20 protein-coding genes are annotated in these 23,185 nt (G+C 59.3%); 5 read left to right on the top strand and 15 right to left on the bottom strand.

The features are described 5' to 3' along the window. Positions 1–77: 77 nt before the first annotated feature. The 11 genes from BR48_RS0116930 to BR48_RS0116870 all read right to left on the bottom strand — a co-directional run bounded on the left by BR48_RS0116930 (position 78) and on the right by BR48_RS0116870 (position 11,514). Complete coding sequence (locus BR48_RS0116930) at positions 78–2,231, bottom strand: sodium-translocating pyrophosphatase (RefSeq protein ID WP_027232395.1); 2,154 nt, start codon at positions 2,229–2,231, stop codon at positions 78–80. A gap of 577 nt (positions 2,232–2,808) precedes the next feature. Continuing rightward, positions 2,809–3,315: a transcription antitermination factor NusB gene (nusB, locus tag BR48_RS0116915; protein WP_027232393.1), complete on the bottom strand. Its 507-nt coding sequence runs from the start codon at positions 3,313–3,315 to the stop codon at positions 2,809–2,811. Between the two features lie 2 nt (positions 3,316–3,317). Next, positions 3,318–3,779, bottom strand: a complete 462-nt coding sequence (ribH, locus tag BR48_RS0116910; protein ID WP_027232392.1) for a 6,7-dimethyl-8-ribityllumazine synthase — start codon at positions 3,777–3,779, stop codon at positions 3,318–3,320. 33 nt (positions 3,780–3,812) lie between these two features. Then, on the bottom strand, positions 3,813–4,427 hold the full coding sequence (locus BR48_RS0116905) for a riboflavin synthase (RefSeq protein WP_027232391.1): 615 nt from the start codon (positions 4,425–4,427) through the stop codon (positions 3,813–3,815). A gap of 10 nt (positions 4,428–4,437) precedes the next feature. Next, positions 4,438–5,535 (bottom strand): bifunctional diaminohydroxyphosphoribosylaminopyrimidine deaminase/5-amino-6-(5-phosphoribosylamino)uracil reductase RibD, encoded by a 1,098-nt coding sequence (ribD, locus tag BR48_RS0116900; protein WP_027232390.1) that lies wholly within the window; start codon positions 5,533–5,535, stop codon positions 4,438–4,440. Positions 5,536–5,539: 4 nt separating this feature from the next. After that, positions 5,540–6,022: a transcriptional regulator NrdR gene (gene nrdR, locus BR48_RS0116895; protein WP_027232389.1), complete on the bottom strand. Its 483-nt coding sequence runs from the start codon at positions 6,020–6,022 to the stop codon at positions 5,540–5,542. 157 nt (positions 6,023–6,179) lie between these two features. Further along, entirely contained in the window at positions 6,180–7,472 is a 1,293-nt protein-coding gene (gene glyA, locus BR48_RS0116890; protein WP_027232388.1) for a serine hydroxymethyltransferase, read from the bottom strand. Between the two features lie 281 nt (positions 7,473–7,753). Further along, positions 7,754–9,031, bottom strand: a complete 1,278-nt coding sequence (locus tag BR48_RS0116885; protein ID WP_027232387.1) for a L,D-transpeptidase family protein — start codon at positions 9,029–9,031, stop codon at positions 7,754–7,756. Between the two features lie 329 nt (positions 9,032–9,360). Further along, on the bottom strand, positions 9,361–9,876 hold the full coding sequence (locus BR48_RS0116880) for a winged helix DNA-binding protein (protein WP_027232386.1): 516 nt from the start codon (positions 9,874–9,876) through the stop codon (positions 9,361–9,363). A 157-nt stretch (positions 9,877–10,033) separates the two neighbouring features. Continuing rightward, positions 10,034–10,462, bottom strand: coding sequence for a DUF6163 family protein (locus tag BR48_RS0116875; protein WP_027232385.1), 429 nt, complete (start codon positions 10,460–10,462; stop codon positions 10,034–10,036). After that, positions 10,459–11,514: an enoyl-CoA hydratase/isomerase family protein gene (locus BR48_RS0116870; RefSeq protein WP_027232384.1), complete on the bottom strand. Its 1,056-nt coding sequence runs from the start codon at positions 11,512–11,514 to the stop codon at positions 10,459–10,461. The genes BR48_RS0116875 and BR48_RS0116870 overlap by 4 nt, the downstream gene beginning before the upstream one ends. Positions 11,515–11,668: 154 nt before the next feature. Here BR48_RS0116870 and hemB point away from each other — a divergent pair, with 154 nt between their 5' ends. The 5 genes from hemB (at position 11,669) to BR48_RS0116845 (ending at position 15,561) form a co-directional block, all read left to right on the top strand. Further along, positions 11,669–12,706, top strand: coding sequence for a porphobilinogen synthase (gene hemB / locus BR48_RS0116865; RefSeq protein ID WP_027232383.1), 1,038 nt, complete (start codon positions 11,669–11,671; stop codon positions 12,704–12,706). 79 nt (positions 12,707–12,785) lie between these two features. Next, a complete protein-coding gene (locus tag BR48_RS0116860) occupies positions 12,786–13,256 on the top strand; it encodes an RDD family protein (RefSeq protein WP_027232382.1) in 471 nt (156 codons plus the stop codon). Between the two features lie 71 nt (positions 13,257–13,327). After that, positions 13,328–13,741 (top strand): hypothetical protein, encoded by a 414-nt coding sequence (locus BR48_RS24850; protein ID WP_051615124.1) that lies wholly within the window; start codon positions 13,328–13,330, stop codon positions 13,739–13,741. Between the two features lie 110 nt (positions 13,742–13,851). Beyond that, positions 13,852–14,598, top strand: coding sequence for an arginyltransferase (locus BR48_RS0116850; protein ID WP_027232381.1), 747 nt, complete (start codon positions 13,852–13,854; stop codon positions 14,596–14,598). Positions 14,599–14,661: 63 nt separating this feature from the next. After that, positions 14,662–15,561, top strand: a complete 900-nt coding sequence (locus BR48_RS0116845) for a DMT family transporter (RefSeq protein WP_027232380.1) — start codon at positions 14,662–14,664, stop codon at positions 15,559–15,561. Positions 15,562–15,632: 71 nt separating this feature from the next. Here the strand turns inward: BR48_RS0116845 and BR48_RS0116840 are convergent, their stop codons facing one another. From BR48_RS0116840 to parC, 4 genes are all read right to left on the bottom strand, one after another. Continuing rightward, positions 15,633–18,776: an efflux RND transporter permease subunit gene (locus BR48_RS0116840; RefSeq protein WP_027232379.1), complete on the bottom strand. Its 3,144-nt coding sequence runs from the start codon at positions 18,774–18,776 to the stop codon at positions 15,633–15,635. After that, positions 18,773–19,981: an efflux RND transporter periplasmic adaptor subunit gene (locus BR48_RS0116835; protein WP_027232378.1), complete on the bottom strand. Its 1,209-nt coding sequence runs from the start codon at positions 19,979–19,981 to the stop codon at positions 18,773–18,775. The genes BR48_RS0116840 and BR48_RS0116835 overlap by 4 nt, the downstream gene beginning before the upstream one ends. A gap of 26 nt (positions 19,982–20,007) precedes the next feature. Next, on the bottom strand, positions 20,008–20,721 hold the full coding sequence (locus BR48_RS26485) for a TetR/AcrR family transcriptional regulator (protein ID WP_051615122.1): 714 nt from the start codon (positions 20,719–20,721) through the stop codon (positions 20,008–20,010). Between the two features lie 109 nt (positions 20,722–20,830). Continuing rightward, on the bottom strand, positions 20,831–23,119 hold the full coding sequence (parC, locus tag BR48_RS0116825; RefSeq protein WP_027232377.1) for a DNA topoisomerase IV subunit A: 2,289 nt from the start codon (positions 23,117–23,119) through the stop codon (positions 20,831–20,833). Positions 23,120–23,185: the final 66 nt, after the last annotated feature.

Here is a 23,185-nt window from a genome sequence, read left to right as displayed (position 1 = left end):
GCGACCGCGCTCTTGCGAGGCACAAATGAAAAACCCGCGAAGCAGCTTCGCGGGTTTTTCGTTTTCGCTGGCAGGTGTCAGTGGGCCAGCACGGCCAAGAGCAGCAGGGCCACGATGTTGGTGATCTTGATCGCCGGATTGACGGCGGGACCTGCCGTATCCTTGTATGGATCGCCAACGGTATCGCCGGTGACGGACGCTTTATGTGCCTCGGAGCCCTTCATGTGGCGGGTGCCGTCCTTGCCGACAAAGCCGTCCTCAAACGACTTCTTGGCATTATCCCAGGCACCGCCACCCGAGGTCATCGATATCGCAACGAAGATGCCATTGATGATGACGCCGAGCAGCGAAGCACCGAGCGCGGCAAACGCGGAGGCCTTGGAACCCGATATCAGCAGCACGCCGAAGTAAACTACGAGCGGCGCAAGCACCGGCAGCAGCGAGGGAACAACCATTTCCCGGATTGCCGCCTTGGTCAGAATATCGACCGCACGCGCATAGTCGGGCCGTTCGGTGCCGAGCATGATGCCTGGCTTTTCCCGGAACTGGCGACGCACCTCCTCGACCACCGATCCCGCCGCACGGCCGACTGCTGTCATTGCAATGCCGCCGAAAAGGTAGGGAATGAGACCGCCGAAGATAAGGCCTGCGACGACATAGGGATTGGAAAGGTCGAAGGAGACCGCCCCGATGCCCTTGAAGTAGCTGAATGCAGTCGCGCCTTCCTTGTTGGCTTCGCTGATGAAGTATTGAAGGTCGTTGCTATAGGCTGCAAACAACACCAGCGCGCCAAGGCCGGCAGAGCCGATGGCGTAGCCCTTGGTGACGGCCTTCGTCGTATTGCCAACGGCGTCGAGAGCATCGGTGGATTTACGCACGTCCGGATCGAGGCCCGACATTTCGGCGATGCCGCCGGCATTGTCCGTTACCGGGCCGAATGCATCGAGCGCAACGATCATGCCGGCAATGCCGAGCATCGCCGTCACCGCAATACCGGTTCCGAAGAGGCCGGCGAGTTGATAGGTGGAGATGATGCCGCCGACAATGACGAGCGCAGGCAAAGCGGTCGACTCAAGCGAAACAGCCAAGCCCTGGATCACGTTGGTGCCGTGACCGGTGATCGATGCCTGGGCGATCGAATTCACCGGACGCTTGTTGGTGCCGGTATAATATTCGGTGATGACGACAATCAGGCCGGTTACGACGAGACCGATAATACCGCAGAAGAAGAGGTTCGTGCCGGTGATAGCTCGCCCGGCCACGGTGCCAAACTCGCCCCAGCCGACGGTCATCGACGTTGCGACGGCGAGGCCGACGATCGACAAGAGCCCCGTCACGATCAGGCCCTTGTAGAGGGCACCCATGATGGAGTTGTTGGCACCGAGCTTTACGAAGAACGTGCCGGCAATCGAGGTGATGATGCAGGCGCCGCAGATGGCCAGCGGATACAGCATGACCTGCCCGAGCACAGGTGTCGCGCCGAAGAAAATAGCGGCAAGCACCATCGTGGCAACGATCGTCACGGCGTAGGTCTCGAAGAGATCGGCAGCCATGCCGGCGCAGTCGCCGACATTGTCACCAACATTGTCGGCAATCGTTGCGGGGTTACGCGGATCATCTTCGGGAATTCCAGCTTCAACCTTGCCGACGAGGTCGCCGCCAACATCTGCACCCTTGGTGAAGATGCCGCCGCCAAGGCGGGCGAAGATCGAAATAAGGGAAGCGCCGAAACCAAGCGAAACGAGGGCGTCTATTACCGCGCGATCAGCTGCAGGAAGGCCGAGCGGACCGGTCAGGACCCAGAAATAGACGGAGACGCCGAGAAGCGCGAGCCCGGCAACGAGCATGCCGGTGATTGCGCCCGATTTGAAGGCGATCTCGAGACCGGCAGCCAGACTGCGGGATGCAGCCTGCGCCGTGCGCACATTGGCGCGGACGGAGACGTGCATGCCGATGAAGCCGGCAAGGCCGGAAAGCACCGCGCCGATCAGGAAGCCGATGGCGGCCGTCGCGCTCAGGAGATACCAGACGGCGACAAAGACGACGATGCCGACAATGGCGATCGTGGTGTACTGACGTGTGAGATAGGCCTGTGCACCTTCGCGGATCGCACCGGCGATTTCTTGCATGCGCGCATTGCCCTGGTCCGCCGCGAGCACCGATTTGGTGGCCCAGATAGCGTAAACGATAGACAGCAGACCGCAGGCAATGACCAGAAATAGTATTGTCATGCCACTCCCTCAGATTTTGACCGGAAAACCCCTCCCCGGGTCAGGTTCGGTACGGCACTCGAAATCTGCCAGGCCGGCAGAGACGCGACCGTATGTGTAAGGAGTAACGAAGCAAATGCGAAACCGTCAAGGTCTTTCGCAACTTAGCGGAATGCGCGACGAAAGTAGGGATTGCGAACAGTAGGGGGAGTGATCAATCTTAACAAAAGAATTCATTTGAATGAGTTGGCCTTGAACGTGATCTATAATGAACGCGTGAAGTTATTTGCGACCTTTTTAAATGGCCTCGGTGTCGCGATTTTCGCGGTAGGTGGATTCGCTCCACTCGTTTCGAGTCTGAACGGCACAATCGGACCGACAAGATTTCTCGCATTTGTCAGCGCAATTTGTGTTGTGATCGCATTCACCCTACATTACTTGGCGAGCACTTTCCTCACGAGGATGAGACCATGACGACGCTGCAGATGCTTTCGTTCTTCATAGCGCCGGTCAGCGCCGTGCTCTTCGCCCTGCTTGCGTTCTACGTTGTCGATCGCAACCAACGGCGCAAACCGCGCGACCGCTGAGGGCCGCACCTTTACCGCTGCGGGCCCTTTACGCCCTTGCTTGCACCGCGAATCTCAAATGCCAGCCGGTCGAGAACGGCGTTGACGAGCTTCGGCTCGTCCTCATTGTAGAACGCCTTGGCGATGTCGACATATTCAGAGACGATGACGGCCGTCGGCACATCGACCCGGTCCTTCAATTCCCAAATCCCGGCGCGCAAGATGGCGCGAAGCGTCGAATCGAGCCGTGACAGGGGCCAGTCTTCAAGCAGTGCCTGATGTATGAGCGGATCGAGGACCTTCTGCTCGGCGACGACACCTGAGACGATACCGCGAAACCACTGCGGATCTGCATCGAGATATTGGTTGCCGTCCACTTCCTTGCCCAGGCGGTGCGCCTCATATTCGGCAACGACCTCGAGAACACCCGTACCGGCAACGTCCATCTGGTAAAGTGCCTGCACGGCGGCAAGGCGGGCAACGCCACGCTTGTTGGCGGTCTTTGCGGCAGGGCTATGCCCGTCTTTGGCGGAAGGCATCGTCAGGCTCCAAGCTTTTCCTTGATGGCGATCATGGTCAATGCAGCGCGCGCCGCGAAGCCGCCCTTGTCGCCTTCGCCGCGCTTTGCACGCGCCCACGCCTGTTCGTCATTCTCGACCGTGAGAATGCCATTGCCGATGGCAATGCTTTCATTGACGGAAAGATCCATCAAGCCGCGCGACGATTCATTGGCAACAATATCGAAATGGTACGTCTCACCGCGAATAACCGTCCCGAGAGCGACGAAGCCATCATACTCCCTGCCGCCTTCGACGGCAGCATCGAGAGCAAACGAAATGACGGCCGGGATCTCCAGTGCACCCGGCACGGTGATTACCTCATAGGTCGCGTTCGCCTCGTCGAGGGCGCCCTTGGCGCCAGCCAGCAGCGCGTCGGCGAGATCGTCATAGAATCGTGCTTCCACGATCAATAGATGTGGCGCATGCGCCTGACTTTTGGACATGATTGCTCCAACGGAAATGAGGTGGCGTTGGTCCTAGGCCGATTTCGGGTATTCCGCAAGTCGTGCGGCGTATCTCGCCATCTGGTCGATCTCGATATTGACCTTGTCGCCAACCTTGCGCTCGCCCCAGGTCGTAACTTCCAGCGAATGGCGGATAAGGAGCACGTCGAACTCGTTGCCATTGACGCCGTTGACGGTCAATGACGTGCCGTCCAGGGCAACCGACCCCTTCTGCGCTATGAAACGCGCGAGATGCCCGGGAACCCGAAGCGTGAACCGGACGGCATCGCCCTCGTCTTCGCGCTTGATGAGTTCCGCCATGGCATCGACATGCCCGGAGACGAGATGTCCTCCCATTTCATCGCCAAGTTTCAAGGATCGTTCCAGATTTATACGCGAGCCGGTTTTCCAGCCGGCTATGCTGGTAAGGCGCAGCGCCTCTTCCCAGGCCTCGACCTCGAACCAGCGGGCATTCGAACCTTTTTCCGGCAAGGTGGTTACAGTCAGACAGACGCCGGAACAGGCGATCGATGCGCCGATTTCGATCGTCTGGGGATCATAATTGGTTTCAACGCGCAGCAGCACGCCCTCGTTGAGCGGCTTTACCTGACCGATCCGGCCGATATCCGTTACAATACCTGTGAACATTCATGTTTTCCTAGGTCGATCTGACATATTCGCGATAGCGGTCTTCCCCAAAGCGAAACTCGTTCAGCTGCTTGAAATCACGCGCGATATGGGGGTTGAGATCAGGACCTGCAACCCCCGCCTCACTACCAATCACAACCGCTCCCTCAAAGAGCGCAATCCTGTCAACGAGGTTCTCATCGAGCAGCGACGTCGCGACCGCCGCTCCACCCTCGACCATCACGGTTGAAAGCCCCTGAGCAGCAAGGTCCTCCAGGAGCTCCGGCAGGGCGGTTGCGCCGCAATCGGTCTCGGTCGCCAATATCCTGCAGCCTGCGGCAGCGAGCGCCCGGCGCTTGGCTGGATCAGCATCCGCCCGCGCCGCAACCCAGACAGGAACGTTCGCGGCCGTTCGCACAAGTTCGCTGTCGACCGGCAGACGCAGATGGCTGTCGAGCACGATGCGGATCGGCGAGCGCGCTTCAAGGCCGGGGAGCCGGCAGGTCAATTGCGGATCGTCGCTCAGTACTGTGCCGATGCCGACGAGAATAGCGTCGGATTCAGCCCGCATCAGATGCACCTGCGCGCGTGCAACGCTGCCGGTGATCGGCACCTGCCCCTCGCCCGCGCTACCCATGTAGCCGTCGCTGGAAAGGGCAAGTTTCAGAATCACTTCGGGGCGTTTCGTCGCTGACCGAATGAGGTAGCCTGCGAGGTAGTCTGCCGCCTCCGCCGCCATGACGTTTTCCTCCACTTCGACACCGCCAGCGCGCAGGATGGCATAGCCCTTTCCCGATACCCGGTCGTCAGGGTCGGTGGCTGCAGCAACGACGCGGGTCACACCGGCCGTTACCAGCGCATTGGCGCAGGGCGGCGTCTTCCCGTGATGGGCGCAGGGCTCGAGGGTAACATAGGCGGTTGCGCCGCGGGCTTTATCGCCAGCTTCGGCCAAGGCTTGCGTCTCCGCATGCGGGCGTCCACCAATTGCGGTTACCCCACGCCCGACGATCACGCCGTTCTTGACGATGAGGGTGGCTACTGATGGGTTGGTTCCCGTGAGGCCCCGATGCGTGCGCGAAAGGCGTATCGCCGCTTCCACATAGCGGCGGTCAAGCTCGGATGCCGCCATTTGTTCAGTCTTCCTCGACCCGTTCGGCAACCGTGTCGCCAGAGGTGATCTCATCGATCACATCGTGGAAATCCCTGGCTTCGCGAAAATTGCGGTAGACCGAGGCAAAGCGGATATAGGCGATGTCATCGATGCCTTTCAGCGCATCCATGACCAGCCGCCCGATTTCGTCGGACGCGACCTCCGGTTCTCCCGAACTTTCGAGTTGGCGTACGATGCCGGAGACGGCACGCTCGACGCGATCGGGATCGACCTGACGCTTGCGCAGCGCAACTTCCACTGAACGCATGAGCTTGTCCCGGTCGAAGGCAACCTTGCGGCCACTCTTCTTGATGACCGTCAGATCGCGCAACTGCACGCGCTCAAAGGTAGTGAAGCGACCACCGCAGACCGAGCAGACACGTCTTCTCCGGATCACCGCTCCGTCTTCTGCAGGACGGGAATCTTTCACCTGGGTGTCTTCGGATTGGCAATAGGGACAACGCATCGACGAGCTTTCTGAACAACTTCATGTTCGCAAGAGACAGAGCTCGAAGATAATGATTTTCTTGCGAAGTTAAAAGCGGTCGGGCGGAGAGGACTGTGAACGGACCGTTCGATCCGCCACGTTCCCCCCGCCCATCCATATCAATCCGGCGCGCGCCTTAGCCGAGGTAGGGGTAAAGCGAGAAACGGTCGGTCAACGAGATGACCTTCTGCTGCACGGCTTTTTCCACGGCGGCATTGCCCTCATCGGAATTCGCGACCTTGAGACCGTCGAGCACTTCGGAAATGAGATTGCCGATTTCGGTGAATTCGGCCGGGCCAAATCCGCGTGTCGTGCCGGCAGGCGTGCCGAGACGAACGCCCGACGTCACGAACGGCTTTTCCGGGTCGAACGGAATACCGTTCTTGTTGCAGGTGATGTTGGCGCGGCCCAGCGCGGCCTCGGCGCGCTTGCCGGTCGCATTCTTGGGGCGCAGATCGACGAGCATCAGATGGTTGTCGGTACCGCCGGAAACGATGTCGAGCCCGTTCTTCTTCAGCGTCTCGGCAAGCGTCTGCGCATTGGTGACGACGTTCTTGCCATAGGTCTTGAAGTCCGGCTTCAGCGCTTCGCCGAAGGCGACTGCCTTGGCGGCGATGACGTGCATCAGCGGCCCGCCCTGCAAGCCGGGGAACACGGCGGAATTCATCTTCTTGGCGATCTCGGGATCGTTGCAGAGGATCATGCCGCCGCGAGGACCGCGCAGCGACTTGTGCGTGGTGGTTGTTACAACATGAGCGTGCGGAAGCGGCGAAGGATGCACGCCGGCAGCAACGAGACCCGCGATATGCGCCATGTCGACCATGAGGTAGGCGCCGATGGAATCGGCAATCTGGCGGAAGCGCTGCCAGTCCCAGACCCGCGAATAGGCCGTGCCGCCCGCAAGTATAAGCTTGGGCTTGGTCTCATGCGCCTTCTTCTCGATGGCGTCCATGTCGAGGAGGTGATCGTCCTCACGCACGCCGTAGGAAACGACGTTGAACCACTTGCCGGACATGTTAACCGGCGAGCCGTGGGTAAGGTGGCCACCAGAATTGAGGTCGAGGCCCATGAACGTGTCGCCAGGCTGCAGCAGCGCCAGGAACACGGCCTGGTTCATCTGGCTGCCGGAGTTCGGCTGAACGTTCGCGAATTCGCAGCCGAACAACTGCTTGGCGCGCTCAATGGCAAGTTCTTCGGCAATATCGACAAATTGGCAGCCGCCATAATAGCGCTTGCCCGGATACCCCTCGGCATATTTGTTGGTCATGATCGAGCCCTGGGCTTCGAGCACGGCGCGGGAGACGATGTTTTCCGAGGCGATCAGCTCGATTTCATGCCGCTGACGACCAAGTTCCTTGCGGATTGCGCCGAAGATTTCCGGATCGATCTCTTCGAGCGGTGCGTTGAAAAAGGTATCTGCGTTCGACATGGTGTCTCAACCTCATTTGCCGGTGGGAACAGTTACGTGATTGCGGCGCATTATCATACTTAAACCGGCAAGGCCAATGGCCGGGAGACGAAAAGCAATAGCCGGAAACCGCCATGGATGTGGAAATGAGGTGGGCCCGCTTAATCCGGGCTTCGCCAAGGTCAATCCTCGGGACAAGCCCGAAGGATGACGGAGAGTTGGGCACGAGAATTCACATTGCCTTCGTCAGAAAAAAAGACCGCCCGAAGGCGGTCTTTCCACTAATCCAAAGGTCAAATCGCTCAGGTATTCGTGCCGATAGAAAGCGCGGCCTGACCGTCGCGCTCGTAGATATCGTCGCGCAGGTGAACGACCCCGTCGCCGGTCGACCACGCCGTCACGTAGACGAAGTGCAGCGGCACCGGGTTACTGACGTTGATCGGCGTGTTGACGCCGGTCTTGATGGTCGCTTCCATTGTTTGGCGATCCCAGCCCGCCGTATCGCGCAGCAACCATACATTTAGATCGCGCACGTTCTGGACGCGGACACAGCCGGACGATTCGAAGCGCATCAACTTGTTGAATACGCCCTGCTGAGGCGTATCGTGCATATAGACGGCATAGGGGTTCGGGAAATTGATCTTCGTCGATGACATGGCGTTGATCTTGCCCGGATCCTGGCGGAACATCAGCTTGACGGCATCATCCGTATTCCAGTCGACCTGTTCCGGCGGAACTTCCTGACCCTGCTGGTCGAAGAGGCGAATCTTGTTGCGCGTCAGATAAGTCGGGTCCTTGCGCATCAGCGGAATGATGTCTTTTTCGATGATCGACTTCGGCGCGGTCCAGTAAGGATTGAGAATGACCTCGTGGATCTTGGAATCGAGGATTGGCGTCTGACGATCGATCTTGCCGACGATTGCGGTATGGCGCTGGACGACGCGGCCGCCCTCCACTGCCTCGAGCTGCGCAGCCGGAATGTTGACCATGACGTAACGTGGGCCCTGGTCGGCGGCGGCCAAAGTGCGAACACGTTCGAGGTTGGTCTGCAGCTGTCCGAGGCGAATATCGGCGGGGACATTCATCGCAGCCAGCGAATACTGCCCCATGACGCCATCGGCCGGCAGACCGTGCCGGGCCTGGAAGCGCTTTACAGCGGCATCAACATAGGTATCGAACGAATTGGAGATGCCTGCGCTCTCTGAAAGATCGCCTGCGATCATCAGGCGCTTGCGCATGACGGCGACCGAAGGGTCGACGACGCCAAGCTGCAGCTTGACCGTGGTATCGACGCGCGGCCATCCGCCATTGCTGACGATCTGGTTATAGGTGTTGATGGCGTTTTGGATGAAGGAAGCCGTCTCCGGGCTTGCGATCGGCTGGAAGCTTGCGACCTTGCCCTTTGATGTCGAGCGCGCGTCGAACTGATCATCCCAGTTACCGCGGCGCGGCGCCGCCAGAATCTCGCCGATATCGCTCTGCTGGGCGAATGCCGACGTTGTTGCCGCGGCGAAACCAGCAGTTGCCACGCCTCGCAGGAATGCGCGGCGATCAATTGCCGATGATCCGAATTTCTTCATATTGTGTCCAACCCTTGGAAGTACTGCGGCCAGTGCCACCTGCAACGCAAGATGAGCGGTTACGATTATCCAGAATTACCAGCAACTACTTTAACAAACAGCAATTTTAACACTGATCGCGCAATCGTGATGCCGACCACGCCTCTCCAGCTGTCCGCCGTATTTCGCTGAGCATGCAATGACTTCGTCGATTTCCACGCCATTATGGCGGATTAATGACCCTAGGCCATGGGAAACGCACAGGCTTGAAGAACCCCACAGAACAATGGTCAAAGCCCGCCCTCGCATGCAGCGAAGCCGGGCTTTTGCAGTGGAGACACTGTTAGAGCTTACATGCGGTAGGCGATGCTGTCGTTCCAGAAGCGATCGAGACGCTGGAGGGCCTTGTTCATCGACTGGAATTCTTCCGCCTTGATGCCACCGACATGTTCAATCGACGCGATATGGCGCTCGTAGAGACCCGCCACCAGTTCCGCGACTTCCGTCCCCTTGTCCGTCAGGCTAACCCGAACGGAGCGACGATCGGTGCGGGACCGTTCATGCGAGATGAAGCCGAGCTCGACCAGTTTCTTCAGATTGTACGAAACGTTCGAGCCTAGATAGTAGCCGCGGCTGCGCAGTTCGCCGGCCGTCAGTTCAGCATTGCCGATGTTGAAAAGCAGCAATGCCTGGATAGCGTTGATGTCGCTGCGGCCGTTACGGTCGAATTCATCCTTGACGACGTCAAGCAAACGTCGATGCAAACGTTCTACCAACTGAAGTGCTTCAAGATAAAGTGTCCGCAACGCAGTATCACTGGGTGTCGAACGCTGGTTCTCACCAGACTTTCTCTGTGTGTTGTTCATAATACCTGCCTCACTGTTGTTTCGGTGTATTTTTCTCACCGTTGAGGCAACACTATCGAATACGCATAAAATTCGACTTAAAACACAGACTTAACAGTACCTTACCTCGGCTCAATCAATTTCAGGCTTAATGAAGACTTACGCCTTAAAAAGCGCCCTATCGCCTGGGCTTGGCCTGGCGTCTTTTCTGCACGAACAGCAGGATCCTGAAGGCAATATAGAGTAGCGCCACGCCGCCGTGGATGATGGCAATCTGAGGCTTGTAGAAGAAATATCGGGAGAAAGTCGTGAACATCAATGTTTCGCCGAGCGCGGCGACGAACCAGATGACCGGGCCCCAGGAGACCATCATCCAGAGCCCTGTCGCTGCCACCGGATAGAGCACCGCGAGCGATACCGAGGCAACTTTCCATTGCCACGGCATAAGGTCGAAGCGCCACAGCATGCCCTCGTAATAACCGCTGATCTGCGCCCAATACCCTATGCCCGCCACGATACAGTAGATGGCGACGAGCCGCAGGAACCAGACAAAGCCCAGTTGCGTCAGCGTCGGGTCGAATGGCAGATGCGTCGGCCTCTCGTTCATGCCAGCTTCAGTTCACGCTCACCGAGGAGGGCGAAATAGGCGTCCACCATCTCTGGGGTCACCTCGTCAATCGAAGCCGGCTGCCACACGGGCGCGTTGTCCTTATCGACGAGAAGCGAGCGGACGCCTTCGTAAAAATCATGGTTTTCGAGCATGCGCGACAATATCCGGTACTCCATCTGCATACATTGATCCATTTCAAGATGCCCGCCCTCGGCGATCTGCCTGAACGTCACGTGCAGGCTGGTCGGAGAACGGGTCTTGATAAGTTCAAGGATCTGCTGCGCCCATTCGTTTCCGTTGACCCCTGAGGCGGCGAGCCGGATGAGGCAGCCGCCCAAGGTCTCCGAATCGAAGAGCACGCCTATCATATCGCGCGTTTTCTCAGGTGTTTCATAGTCCGGGTTGATAGTTTTTCCCCGTAAGGCCACTTCGGGCTTGCCGGTCCTGATCAGGCTGCGCCTGACCCTCTGCTTGTCTTCGGCCTTGATCGCGTGGGTAGCGATCCCGCTCTGCAGGCAGTCGCCCTGCCGGATTCGATTGCCCGTCAGGGCGAGATATGTGCCGAAATGTTCGGGAAGATGCGGGAGGAAGGCGCTGCCGCCGACGTCGGGGAAAAAGCCGATGCCGACTTCGGGCATGGCAAAGAGGACATTCTCGGTGACGACCCGGTGCGAACCGTGCACCGATATTCCGACGCCGCCACCCATGACGATGCCGTCGATCAGGGAAACATATGGCTTGGGAAAATGCCGGATATAGGCATTGAGGCGATACTCGTCGGCGAAGAACTCGTAGAGCGGCTCTCCCGCCTTGCCGGCGTGATAAACCTCCAGAATATCGCCGCCGGCGCAAAAGGCCCGCCCCTCGCCCTCGACGATGACGCAATGGACGTCGGGATCGGTTGACCAGGCGACGAGGGCGCGGTGCATCGCATTGACCATCGTCTGCGTCAGTGCATTGAGGGCTTTCGGCCGTGTAAGCCGGATGAGCCCGGCCTTGCCGCGTCTTTCGAACAGCACCTGGCCCGCCCCACCAAAGTCGATTTCCATTCGCCCCTCCAAGCTTGAGCATGCGAGGTTAGGAAACTCAAGCGTGCCGCGTCAATGGATCCCACATCATCCCAAATATCTTGGTAGACGGCTGCTTCCCTGTTAGAACCATTACAAACAGAGGAAATGCCCGCTATGGCGGGTCAAGGCAACAATGAACAAATACCCAGCTTTCGCGGGCCCCCAGGGCCGGACCGTGGATGAAATTACACAAGGCCGCCGCCTGCGCCGGATGCGCAAGGCCGATTGGTCACGGCGGCTCGTTCAGGAAAACCAGCTGACAGTCAATGACCTCATCTGGCCAATCTTTCTGTGCGAGGGCGAAAACCGGCGCGAAGACATTGGCGCGATGCCGGGGGTCCAGCGCTTTTCGGTTGACATGGCGGTTCGGGAAGCGGAGCGCGCGGCAAAACTTGGCATTCCGGCAATCGCCACCTTTGCGAATATCGATCCGGCGCTGCGCGACGAGACGGGCTCGGGCATTCTCGACCCCGACAATCTCATCAATCGCGCGACCCGCGCCATCAAGGATGCAGTGCCGGAAATTGGCATGATCACCGACGTTGCCCTCGATCCTTTCACCAGCCATGGGCATGACGGCATCCTGCGCGACGGCATTATCGTCAATGATGAGACCGTCGAACAGATCACCAAGGGGGCCGTGCTTCAGGCGGCCGCCGGGGCCGATATCATTGCGCCGTCGGACATGATGGACGGCCGTATCGGCGCCATCCGCGAGGCACTCGACCACAACGGCTTCCAGGATGTCGCCATCATGGCCTATGCGACCAAGTTTGCATCGGCCTTTTACGGTCCTTACCGCGAAGCCATCGGAACGTCCGGCCGGCTCAAGGGCGACAAGAAGACCTATTATATCGATCCCGCCAATACAGACGAGGCAGTGCGCGAAGCGGAACAGGACCTGGCTGAGGGTGCGGATTCACTGATGGTCAAGCCCGGCCTTCCCTATCTCGATATTATCCGCCGGCTGAAGGATGCCTTCGCGATGCCGACGTTCGCCTATCAGGTGTCGGGCGAATACACGATGATAAAGGCCGCGGGCGCCAATGGCTGGATCGACGAAGAGCGGGTCATGATGGAGACGCTGCTCGCGTTCAAGCGGGCGGGCTGCGACGGAATTCTCACCTATTTCGCACCGATCGTTGCCGAGCGGCTAAAGGCGGGCGCCTGACTGCTCCTTGATTTTTCATTCCCGAGTTCCCAATTTCAGCGCAACGGCATTCTGTCGCCGGTTTGAAACGGAAAACGAAATGAACACCGAAACGCTTGATGGCGAAATCGTAACCAGCCGCCTTGATGACTGGCGGCTCTATCAGGGCGTGCGGACGAGCCGCGCCTTCGCCTTCCTCATCGACTATGTGATCGTGTTCTTTCTTTGCATTCCGGTGGCGTTCCTCATTGCAATTCTCGGCGTCGCGACGCTCGGCCTTGGCTGGACGCTCTACGGCATCATGTTTCCCGCCGTCGCCCTCGCCTATGTGGCAACGACCCTTGGCGGGCGACGTCAGGCGACCAAGGGCATGCAGATGATGGGCATCAAGCTCGAACGGCTCGACGGCCAGAAGGTCGACGGCCTGCTCGCCGTCGTCCATACTGTGCTGTTCTGGGGCCTGAACGTGGTGTTAACGCCGCTTATCCTGCTCGCAACATTCTTCCTCGACCGTAAGCGAACTGTGCACGACCTTCTTCTCGGGACGGTTGTCGTCCGCGCGTACAGCTAATTTCGAGGCTTATTCAGCAGCAATAATTCCAGGGCCTTCGCGTTTCGAGGGCCACTTTCAAGGTAGTACAAATGATGAAAATGCGTTTATCCGCGCTCGCTTTTGCGTCGCTCGCAATCTATGGGCTCGGCACGATTCCGGGTGTGGCCGCTTCGCCGGCCGGCCGCTATTGCGGTGAAATGATTTCAGACGGCGACTATCGCGACGTCGAGACGATATTGAACGTCGACAAGTCGGGCCACATCAACGGCACCTATGAAGCCGGCGATTCCGCGGGGCGGCTTGTCGGCAAGCTTGCTGAAAAGGACGATGGCACCGGAACCTCGCGGTCGCTGATCTGGACCGACAAATATGGAACCGGCCGGCTCGACCTTCATTTTTCTGATGACTACAAGCAATTCAACGGACGTTGGGGCGCATCGAAGGACGGCAGATTCGATGCTGTCAGCCATAGCTGGACCGGGGCTGCCTGCGGTGCGAATTGAGCAATACTACAGGGACGAAGACTTTCATTGCTGAATACAATATTATTCAATTGACGTTTCGGACGGTCATACGATTCTATTAGCTATTGAAGACCGTCCCAGGGCATGGAATGACGCACCAACCACAGCAGTCACCACAGTTTTTCCTGACAGCACCTTCGCCCTGTCCCTATCTGGAGGGGCAGCTGGAGCGCAAGGTCTTCACGCATCTTGTCGGCGGGCGCGCCAGCGAGCTCAATGATCTGCTGACGCAAGGCGGTTTCCGCCGCTCGCAGAACATCGCCTACCGTCCTGCCTGCGAAAACTGCCGCGCCTGCGTTTCCGTGCGCATCCTTGCCGGCGAGTTCAAGCAGGACAAGTCGATGCGCCGCGTCTGGAATCGCAACCGCGACCTGATCGGCAATATTCACCACGCGGAGCCCTCCACCGAGCAATATGCTCTGTTCCGGCAATATCTCGATGCCCGCCATAACAAAGGCGGCATGTCGGAGATGTCGGTTCTCGACTATGCGATGATGATCGAGGACACGCATGTGCCGACGCAGATCATCGAATACCGACGCCGCGGTCCGGACTCATTCATTACCAAGAAGGGCGAAGGCGAACTTATTGCCGTCGCGCTCACCGATATCATGGGCGATGGCCTGTCGATGGTCTATTCGTTCTTCAATCCCGAACACGCCAGCCGCTCGCTTGGCACCTTCATGATCCTCGATCATATCCAGCGCGCCGCCGCCGCCGGACTTCCCCACGTCTATCTTGGCTACTGGGTGGCGGGCTCGCGCAAGATGCAATACAAGATTCGCTACAAGCCCCAGGAGCATCTCGGCCCCAAGGGGTGGGAACGCCAAGACTGATCGATCCAGCCTGCCCTAACACTGCCCTGGCATGCGGCAAATAAAACAATTCGGAAACGCCGCATGTCCCAGCTTCACCTCGACCATCGCAAGGGTTTGCTCATAACCGGCCTTGGCGGCCTTATCCTGACGGCAGACATTCCGCTATTGCGGCTTGGCCATGGAGAAACCTGGTCGACATTGTTGCTGCGCAGCGCAACGACCTTCATCAGCGCCTTCCTCATCTGGCTGATCTGGAGCCTTGCGACGGGAAAGTGGCGGCCGATTGTTCCGGGCGCCGTCGGTTATGTCGTCGCCGGTCTCTACGGCCTGACCTCGATCACCTTCATGATTGCCGTCTACAATACCAAGACAGCAAACCTCGTGTTCATTCTTGCGCTCAACACGGTGTTTTCGGCGCTCCTGTCCTGGATTTTCCTGAAGGAGCGGCCGAAACCTGCAACTTTTGCAGCCATGTTCTTCATGCTGGTCGGCGTCAGCATCATTGTGCGCGAAGGGCTTTCCTCCGGCCATCTCTTCGGCGATCTGGTCGCCCTGCTCTCGACCTTTATCCTGTCATCGGCAATCACGGTCAGCCGTGCCTCCGGCAAGGACATGGGATTTGCCGCGATCATTGGCACTGCGCTGCCCATGACGGTGGCGGCGTTCATGGTTGCCCAGAACGGCTATTCGGTCGCAGTGCCCGGCTGGATCATATTCAACGGCGCTGTCGTGACGACGCTGGCATTCCTTTGTCTTGCCACCGGCCCGAAGTTCATCTCCGGACCCGAAGTCGCGATGTTCTATCTGCTTGAAACCGTGCTGACGCCGATCTGGGTGTGGATGATCTTTGCCGAGCGGCCGAGCGATCCGACCCTTGTTGGCGGCCTGATTATCATCACCGCCCTCGTCTGCCACTCGCTCTGGCAGATGTACCACAGCCGCCGAATAGCGCGATTAGGAGCCCTGCGGCATCCGGTGTGATCTAAGCGACTATGCCCTGACTTTGAGAATTATCCCGTCGCTTCCGCAGATATCGGACTGCTGCCGCATCGTTACTCCGCGGCCTCAACGATAATCGGCCGCGGTCCTTGCACGTGAACCAACTCGCCGTGTGCAACAGTCTCAGGCTCGTCGGGCTTGTTGGGGCGGAACGACCATTGGAAGGCGCGGCCCATCCAATGGCTGGCATCGTCCATGATCGTATAGAACGATGGAACGAAGACCAGCGACAGAACCGTTGAAACCAGAAGACCTCCGATAACGGCAATCGCCATCGGCGCGCGGAACTCACCACCATCGCCGAAAGCCATGGCGGCGGGCAGCATGCCGGCAGACATGGCGATGGTCGTCATCACAATCGGGCGGATGCGCTTGCGTCCGGCATCGATGATTGCCTCGTTGCGGGCAACGCCATGCTTGACCTCCTCGACCGCGAAATCGACGAGCATGATCGCGTTCTTGGTCACGATACCCATCAGCATCAGGATACCGATGACCACCGCCATCGACACGGAATTGTTGGTCAGCAGCAACGCCACCGCCACGCCGGCAATCGACAGCGGCAGCGACATCAGAATGGTGAAGGCATGGAAGATACTGCCGAAAAGCAGGATCAGCACGACGAAGACGAGCATGAGGCCCATGATCATCGCATCGCGGAACCCGGCAAACACCTCGCCCATGACTTCCGCATCGCCCGTCTCCTGGATGCGCACGCCCTGGGGCATCGACTTCGCAGCCGGAAGGTTCTTGACGATATCGAGCCCCTCGCCGATCTCCTTGCCGCCCGCCATATTGGCGCCGACAACGACGCGGCGTTCGCGGTTGAAACGCTCGATGGAGGACGGTCCCTGGCCAAAGCTGATATCGGCGATGGATTCGAGTGGCACCACCACGCCCGCCGGGGTCGTCACGGTCTGCGTACTGAGGATCGAAAGATCGCGGCGCGCTTCCTCGGTCAATTGCACGCGGATCGGGATCTGCCGGTCACCGATCGTGTATTTGGCAAGGTTCGCATCAAGATCGCCCAGCGTCGCGACACGCAATGCGTCTGACACCTGCGAAGTCGAAATGCCGAGTTCGGCGAGCTTGTCCATGCGCGGCGTGACGATGATTTCCGGCCGGTCAAGCGCGGCAGTCGACGATACCGCCTGGAAACTGCCTGTCGCGGTCATCCCGCTCTGCAGCAGGCGGGCCTGCTCGCTGACCTTATCGCCATCGCTGCCGATAACGCCGACAGCAAACTCGCGCTCGCCACGATCATTGACGAAATTTGCCCTGAGATCAGGCACTTCCGACAGTTTATTGAAGATATCGACCTCGATCTGCTTCTGGGTCCGGTTCCGTTCGCTCTTGTGGCTGAGCTTGACGATCATCGTTGCACGGCGCGTATCGAGCGAACCCGTCGGCGACGAGCCACCGGTCACATAGGTTTGCTGGACTTCGGGAATCTCGCGCACCTTGAGCGAAGCAGCGTCGGTCACGCGCAGCGTCTCGTCGATCGGCGCGCCGGGCGGCAGTTCGAGACTGACGGCGACCCGCGCCTCGTCCTGTGGCGGAACGAAACCGGAGGGCAGGAAGCCCATTGCCCAGATGGCGAGCGCGAAAAGTCCAATACCGCTTACCAGCGTCAGCCAGCGATAGCGCAAGGTTACACCGAGGAACCGCGTATAGCCGCGTATCCAGCCGGCTTCCTTGTCGCCATGATGCAGGCTCTTGCCGTCGCGCAGCAGATAGGCCGTCATCATCGGCGTCAGCAGGCGGGCGACGAGCAACGAGAAGAATACGGCGACTGCGACCGTCAGGCCGAACTGCTTGAAATACTGCCCGGCAATGCCGCTCATGAAGCTGACCGGCGCGAAGACGGCAATGATCGTCACCGAAATCGCGATCACGGCGAGGCCGATCTCGTCGGCGGCTTCGAGCGATGCCCTATAGGGCGACTTGCCCGAGCGCATATGGCGGACGATGTTCTCGATCTCGACGATGGCGTCGTCAACGAGGATACCGGTGACGAGGGTGATGCCGAGCAGGCTGATAAGATTGAGCGAGAAGCCCAGCATGTCGATCGCCCAGAAGGTGGGTATGGCCGACAGGGGCAAGGCGATCGCGGCAATCAGCGTCGCCCGAATATTCCGCAGGAACAGGAACACGACGATGATCGACAGCAGCGCCCCTTCGACCAGCGAACTCATTGCCGATTCATAGTTGCCGTAGGTGTAGTTCACCGAATTGTCGATGATGCTGAAGCGCGCGTCCGGATACTTCTCCTTCAATTGATCCATCCGCGCCTGGACGAGCGCGTAGACATCGGTATCGCTGGCGCCCTTGGCGCGGAAAATGCCGAGGGACACAACGGTCTGGTTGTTGACCCGGGCAAAAGATTTGGGCTCCTCGAAGGAGTCGCTGACGGTACCAAGGGCATCGAGGCGCACCGAACGGCCGCCGGCGAGCGGAATTTCCACGGCCCGCAGGTCGTCAAGCGTACGCGATGCACCAAGGGTGCGGATCGTCTGCTGCATGGTACCGAGATCGCCGCGCCCACCGGTCAGGTCGGCATTCATCGATTTCAGCGCGCGGTTCACGTCCCAGGCGGTAACGCCAAGCGCCGTCAGCCGGTCAGGATCGAGCGACACGCGGATTTCCCGGGTAACGCCACCATAGCGCTCAACGCGGCCGACACCCTTGAGGCCCTGAATATCGCGGATGATCTTGTCATCGACGAACCAGGACAGTTCTTCCGATGTCATGGTCGGCGCCGAGACAGCATAGGTCAGGATCGACGATCCTTCGACATCGACCGAATTGATGATCGGTTCCTTGATCGTCGCCGGCAGGTCGTCGCGAATTCGCGACACGGCATCCTTGACGTCATCGAGTGCCTTTTGCGTGTCGACTTCGAGCCGGAACTCGACAAGCGTGGTGGAATTGCCTTCCGTCAAATTGGTGGTGACGTTCTTGACGCCGGTTATATTCGCAACCGAATCCTCGACCCGCTTGGCGATCTGGGTTTCAAGTTCGGTCGGTGCGACGCCGGGGTCGGTGACGGAAACCGAAATCAGCGGCACATCAATATTGGGGAAGCGCGTGATCGGCAGTTTGGCAAAAGCCATCAGCCCGAGAACGACAAGCACCACGAACAGCAGGATCGAGGGAACCGGGTTTCGGATCGACCAGGCAGAAATGTTCCAGTTCATTTGATGGCCCCCGTGGCCTCGTCGGTAACGCGAACCGGCGTTACGCGGTCGCCATTGGCGACGAAAGTTCCAGCGCGGGCCACGACTTCCTCGCCTTCCGCCAATCCCTTGAGGACTTCGACGGCGCGGTCGTTGCGAATGCCCAGTTCCACCGTCCGGCTTTCGATGACGCCGTCCTTGACGACCTGCACAAGCGCGGTGCGGCCATGATAGACCACGGCGGAGAGCGGAACATTGATGCCGTCGCGACGTGTGAGTTCGACCACGGCGCGGGCGAAATTACCGGGCCTGATCGCCGGGTTCTTCTCAAGCGTGATCTTCACCGAGCCAAGGCGCGAACTTGCATTGATTTCCGGCGAAATGAGGCGCACGCGACCGGACACCGATTCTTCCATGCCCGAGACGCGGACCGAAACCGGCATCCCCTCCTTGAGGCGAGGCAGATCGACTTCCGGAATATTGGCTGCGACTTCGAATTGGGCGTCGCGCGCAATGCGGAACAAGGGTCCTGCATTGAAGGAAACAATGCCGCCAAGCAGCGCATTCCGGCTGAGCACGACGCCGGCGGTCGGTGCCTTCACGTCGGCCTTTTCCAGACGCAGGAGAACATCGCGCTTCTGCGCGGCGACAAGCTGCAACTGCGACTGGGTGGCGACCAGCGCCTGACGGGCGGTGTTGAGACGGGCATTGGCGCTGTCGTGCGCGTTGGTCGCGTTGTCGAGCTCCATCTTAGAGTTGATGCCCTTGCTGGAGAGGGCACGTGCGCGCTCCAGCGCTTCCATGGCCTGGCGCACGGCAATCTCCGCATCGACGATCTGGGCCTCCGACTGCGAAATCGAAGCGTCGGCCTGAGCCCGCTGGGCATCGATCTGTGCAAGCTGTATCTGCAGCGCCGACTTGTCGAGGCGGGCAAGAATGTCGCCCTCCTTCACCACGTCGCCCTGATCGGCGTTGAGTTCGAGGACGAGCAGGCCGGCAACATCGGTCCCGACCGCAACCTCCTGGCGCGGCACGATGGTGCCGTTGACGGTGATGGTCGAGACCATCTCGCTCTTGCCCGCGGGTATGACATTGATGACCGGCGCTTTAGTCTCGGGGACGGCGGCAGCGGCTTTTTCTTCAGCCATCGCGCCCGCCATGGCGGACAGGGAGAGGCTCGACACGAGAGCCAGGGAAACAAGAACTTTTTTGCTGTAACGGCTCATCGGGAAAACTCGAGTTGGAGCGATCTTCAAATCTTAGAACTTGTCGGGCGCAGCATCGCTACCGCGAGCGCACGGAACACGGGCTCCAGCGCCTCGACCGGGAGGCCCTGGGCCGGAAAGTTGCGCATGATGATCCCCTCGCCCATGGCGGCCAGCGATGCGACTACCAGATCCATATCGGCGATCGGATCGATTTCGCCCCGCGCCTTGGCAGCTTCGAGGGCTGCATGCAGCTTTTCGCGCATCATCCCTTCGTGCAGTTCGCAGGTTGCCGCGACGGTTTCGTTTCGCATCGCCTCGGCCCGTACCTCGACAAAAAGACGCGCGCTGGAATCGGCCGGGCCCGGACCGCTATCGTTCAGCGACATCTTGCGCACATGGTCGGTGCCGACCTGGGTAATCGCATCGATGATATTGTTGGACTGCAGCATGCGATCGAGGATCTCATTGCTCTGCTGGCGATGCATCGCCGCGATCGTCTCGATAATTGCTTCCTTGGAAGGAAAATAGCGGTAAAGCGCACCCGGGCTCATGCCTGCCTCCGAGCATATATCGTTCATCGACGCGCCACGGAAGCCAGAACGGATGAAACAGCTCATTGCGGCGTTGAGAATACGCTCCTCCTGCGCTTCGCGATTGCGCGCGCGCTTGCCGAAGAGTTTCGCCACGAAGCAATGAGAGCCTTCCGCGTCGTCGTCGGAAGCGCTCCTTGCCTGCTTGGGCAGAATTTGATCAACCATCGATCCACCGAAATGAGAGAGAACGTTCTCTCTCATTTATACGAATGCTAGTTGGCCGTCAATATGCGAGAGATCATTCTCGTTTATCGGAGACAGTGGCCTTTTTTGGTCAAGCGAACTTGCCAGAGCGCGGGAAACCCTTCGGCACCATCCGTCCGGCGGTTGCGCGCGGGCCGATCCACTCAAGGAGTTCGGTCTCGCTTCGGCTGAAGGTGCGCTCGGCGGCGTCCTGCCAGGTCAGGCCCTGCGCCATGGCGAAGATGCGGATATCGGACACGCCGCCATCCTTGTAGCGCTGCAGCCGTACACCCTTGCCCCGTCCGAGTTCGGGCACTTCCGACAGCGGGAACACCAGCATCTTGCGGTTTTCGCCGACGATGGCAACCGTATCGCCAGTAACCGGAATGCAATGGCGCGCCTCGTCGGGCGCCTTGACGTTCATCACCTGCTTGCCCTTGCGGGTATTGGCGATCACCTCGGCCTCGGGAACGACGAAACCATTGCCGACATGCGAGGACAGCAGCAGTTTGCGCTCGGGGCTATGCACGAAGGCCGTGACAATGTCCTGGTCGTTCTCCATGTCGACAATGATGCGGATCGGCTCGCCATGGCCGCGCCCGCCCGGCAGGCTGTTGGCGCCGATGGTGTAGAACTTGCCGCCAGTGGTGAGGACTAGAATGCGGTCCGTTGTTTCGGCATGGAAGGCAAGCTTGAGCTTGTCGCCTTCCTTGAAGGTCAGCGCCGAGAAATCGGCAAGGTGCCCCTTCATGGCGCGCAGCCAGCCCTTTTCGGAGACGACGACGGTGACCGGCTCCTTCTCGATCATCGCATGATGAATATCGGTCAGGTCGTGCTGCGGCGCCTCCGCGAATGTGGTGCGACGCTTGCCGAGCAGCGTATCCGGCGCATATTTTTTCTGCATTTCCGAGATTTGCCAGGAAATGGTTTGCCATTGCTTGGGCTCGGAACCGAGGAGCTGTTCGATTTCACGCTTTTCGGCTGTGAGACCGTCAAATTCCTTGCGAATCTCGAACTCCTCAAGCTTGCGCAGCGAGCGAAGCCGCATGTTGAGGATGGCTTCGGCCTGAACGTCGGTGAGTTCGAAGCGCCTGATCATCTCCTGTTTCGGCTCATCCTCCTCGCGGATGATTCGGATGACCTCATCGATGTTGAGATAGGCGATCAGCATGCCGCCTAGAATTTCGAGACGGCGTTCAATCTCGCCGAGCCGGTGCCGCGAGCGCCGGATAAGCACATCCTTGCGGTGTTCGAGCCACTCCTTCAAAACGTCGCGCAACGACAGGACATTCGGCACCTTGCCGTTCGACAGCACGTTCATGTTCAAGGGGAAACGGGTTTCAAGTTCCGTCAGCTTGAACAGCGATTCCATCAGGATGTCCGGATTGACACTCCGGCTCTTCGGTTCGAGGACAAGGCGCACGTCCTCGGTGGATTCGTCGCGCACATCGTCGAGCAGCGGCAATTTCTTGGCGATCAGGAGTTCGGCGATCTTCTCGATCAGCCGCGACTTCTGCACCTGATACGGAATCTCGGTGATGACGATATTCCAGGTGCCCCTGCCCTGATCCTCAACCTCCCAGCGGGCACGCAGGCGGAAACCGCCGCGACCGGTCTTGTAGGCGTCGAGAATGGCATCCGGAGTTTCGACGAGGATACCGCCGGTCGGGAAATCGGGACCGCGCACCTTGGTCTTGAGCGGGTCCTCCTCCTCCACCGTCGACATCAGGTCCTCGACGCTCGCGTCCGGATGCTTGATCAGATGCAGCGCGGCGGCGCAAAGCTCCGAGACATTATGCGGCGGTATCGACGTCGCCATGCCGACGGCGATGCCGGACGAGCCGTTGGCGAGCAGATTCGGGAATGCGCCCGGAAGGACGATCGGTTCCTCGTCCTCTTCATTATAGGTTGGCCGGAAATCGACCGCGTCCTCGGTAATGCCCTCAAGAAGCAGCATGGCGACATCGGTCATCCGCGCTTCGGTGTAGCGCATCGCCGCCGGGTTATCGCCGTCGATATTGCCGAAATTGCCCTGGCCGTCGACGACCGGATAGCGCACGGCGAAATCCTGCGACAGGCGCACCAGCGCATCATAGATCGACTGGTCGCCATGCGGGTGGAATTTACCCATGACTTCGCCGACGATACGAGCGCACTTGGCATAGGACTGGTCCGGCGAAAGGCGCAGAAGCCGCATGGCATGCATGATGCGGCGATGCACCGGCTTCAGCCCGTCGCGTACGTCCGGCAGCGCGCGATGCATGATCGTCGAAAGGGCATATGCTAGATAGCGCTCCTCCAGCGCCGCCTTCAGATCGACCGGCTCGATATTATTGTCATTTTCATCGCCATTGTCTGGCGGAATCACGCTTTTTCCCATGTCAATGGGTTATCAACTCGCCGATTCGGCGGCAAGCAATGATTCGCCAAGATCACAGCCAGTTGG

It is taken from the genome of Phyllobacterium sp. UNC302MFCol5.2 (assembly GCF_000686005.1).
Lineage (GTDB): Bacteria > Pseudomonadota > Alphaproteobacteria > Rhizobiales > Rhizobiaceae > Phyllobacterium > Phyllobacterium pellucidum.
This window is presented reverse-complemented; position numbering and strand designations above follow the sequence as displayed.

Coding starts and splice junctions, on each gene's coding strand:
- BR48_RS0116930 (WP_027232395.1), bottom strand. CDS start 2,231: ATGACAATACTATTTCTGGTCATTGCCTGCGGTCTGCTGTCTATCGTT.
- nusB (WP_027232393.1), bottom strand. CDS start 3,315: ATGCCTTCCGCCAAAGACGGGCATAGCCCTGCCGCAAAGACCGCCAAC.
- ribH (WP_027232392.1), bottom strand. CDS start 3,779: ATGTCCAAAAGTCAGGCGCATGCGCCACATCTATTGATCGTGGAAGCA.
- BR48_RS0116905 (WP_027232391.1), bottom strand. CDS start 4,427: ATGTTCACAGGTATTGTAACGGATATCGGCCGGATCGGTCAGGTAAAG.
- ribD (WP_027232390.1), bottom strand. CDS start 5,535: ATGGCGGCATCCGAGCTTGACCGCCGCTATGTGGAAGCGGCGATACGC.
- nrdR (WP_027232389.1), bottom strand. CDS start 6,022: ATGCGTTGTCCCTATTGCCAATCCGAAGACACCCAGGTGAAAGATTCC.
- glyA (WP_027232388.1), bottom strand. CDS start 7,472: ATGTCGAACGCAGATACCTTTTTCAACGCACCGCTCGAAGAGATCGAT.
- BR48_RS0116885 (WP_027232387.1), bottom strand. CDS start 9,031: ATGAAGAAATTCGGATCATCGGCAATTGATCGCCGCGCATTCCTGCGA.
- BR48_RS0116880 (WP_027232386.1), bottom strand. CDS start 9,876: ATGAACAACACACAGAGAAAGTCTGGTGAGAACCAGCGTTCGACACCC.
- BR48_RS0116875 (WP_027232385.1), bottom strand. CDS start 10,462: ATGAACGAGAGGCCGACGCATCTGCCATTCGACCCGACGCTGACGCAA.
- BR48_RS0116870 (WP_027232384.1), bottom strand. CDS start 11,514: ATGGAAATCGACTTTGGTGGGGCGGGCCAGGTGCTGTTCGAAAGACGC.
- hemB (WP_027232383.1), top strand. CDS start 11,669: ATGAACAAATACCCAGCTTTCGCGGGCCCCCAGGGCCGGACCGTGGAT.
- BR48_RS0116860 (WP_027232382.1), top strand. CDS start 12,786: ATGAACACCGAAACGCTTGATGGCGAAATCGTAACCAGCCGCCTTGAT.
- BR48_RS24850 (WP_051615124.1), top strand. CDS start 13,328: ATGATGAAAATGCGTTTATCCGCGCTCGCTTTTGCGTCGCTCGCAATC.
- BR48_RS0116850 (WP_027232381.1), top strand. CDS start 13,852: ATGACGCACCAACCACAGCAGTCACCACAGTTTTTCCTGACAGCACCT.
- BR48_RS0116845 (WP_027232380.1), top strand. CDS start 14,662: ATGTCCCAGCTTCACCTCGACCATCGCAAGGGTTTGCTCATAACCGGC.
- BR48_RS0116840 (WP_027232379.1), bottom strand. CDS start 18,776: ATGAACTGGAACATTTCTGCCTGGTCGATCCGAAACCCGGTTCCCTCG.
- BR48_RS0116835 (WP_027232378.1), bottom strand. CDS start 19,981: ATGAGCCGTTACAGCAAAAAAGTTCTTGTTTCCCTGGCTCTCGTGTCG.
- BR48_RS26485 (WP_051615122.1), bottom strand. CDS start 20,721: ATGGTTGATCAAATTCTGCCCAAGCAGGCAAGGAGCGCTTCCGACGAC.
- parC (WP_027232377.1), bottom strand. CDS start 23,119: ATGGGAAAAAGCGTGATTCCGCCAGACAATGGCGATGAAAATGACAAT.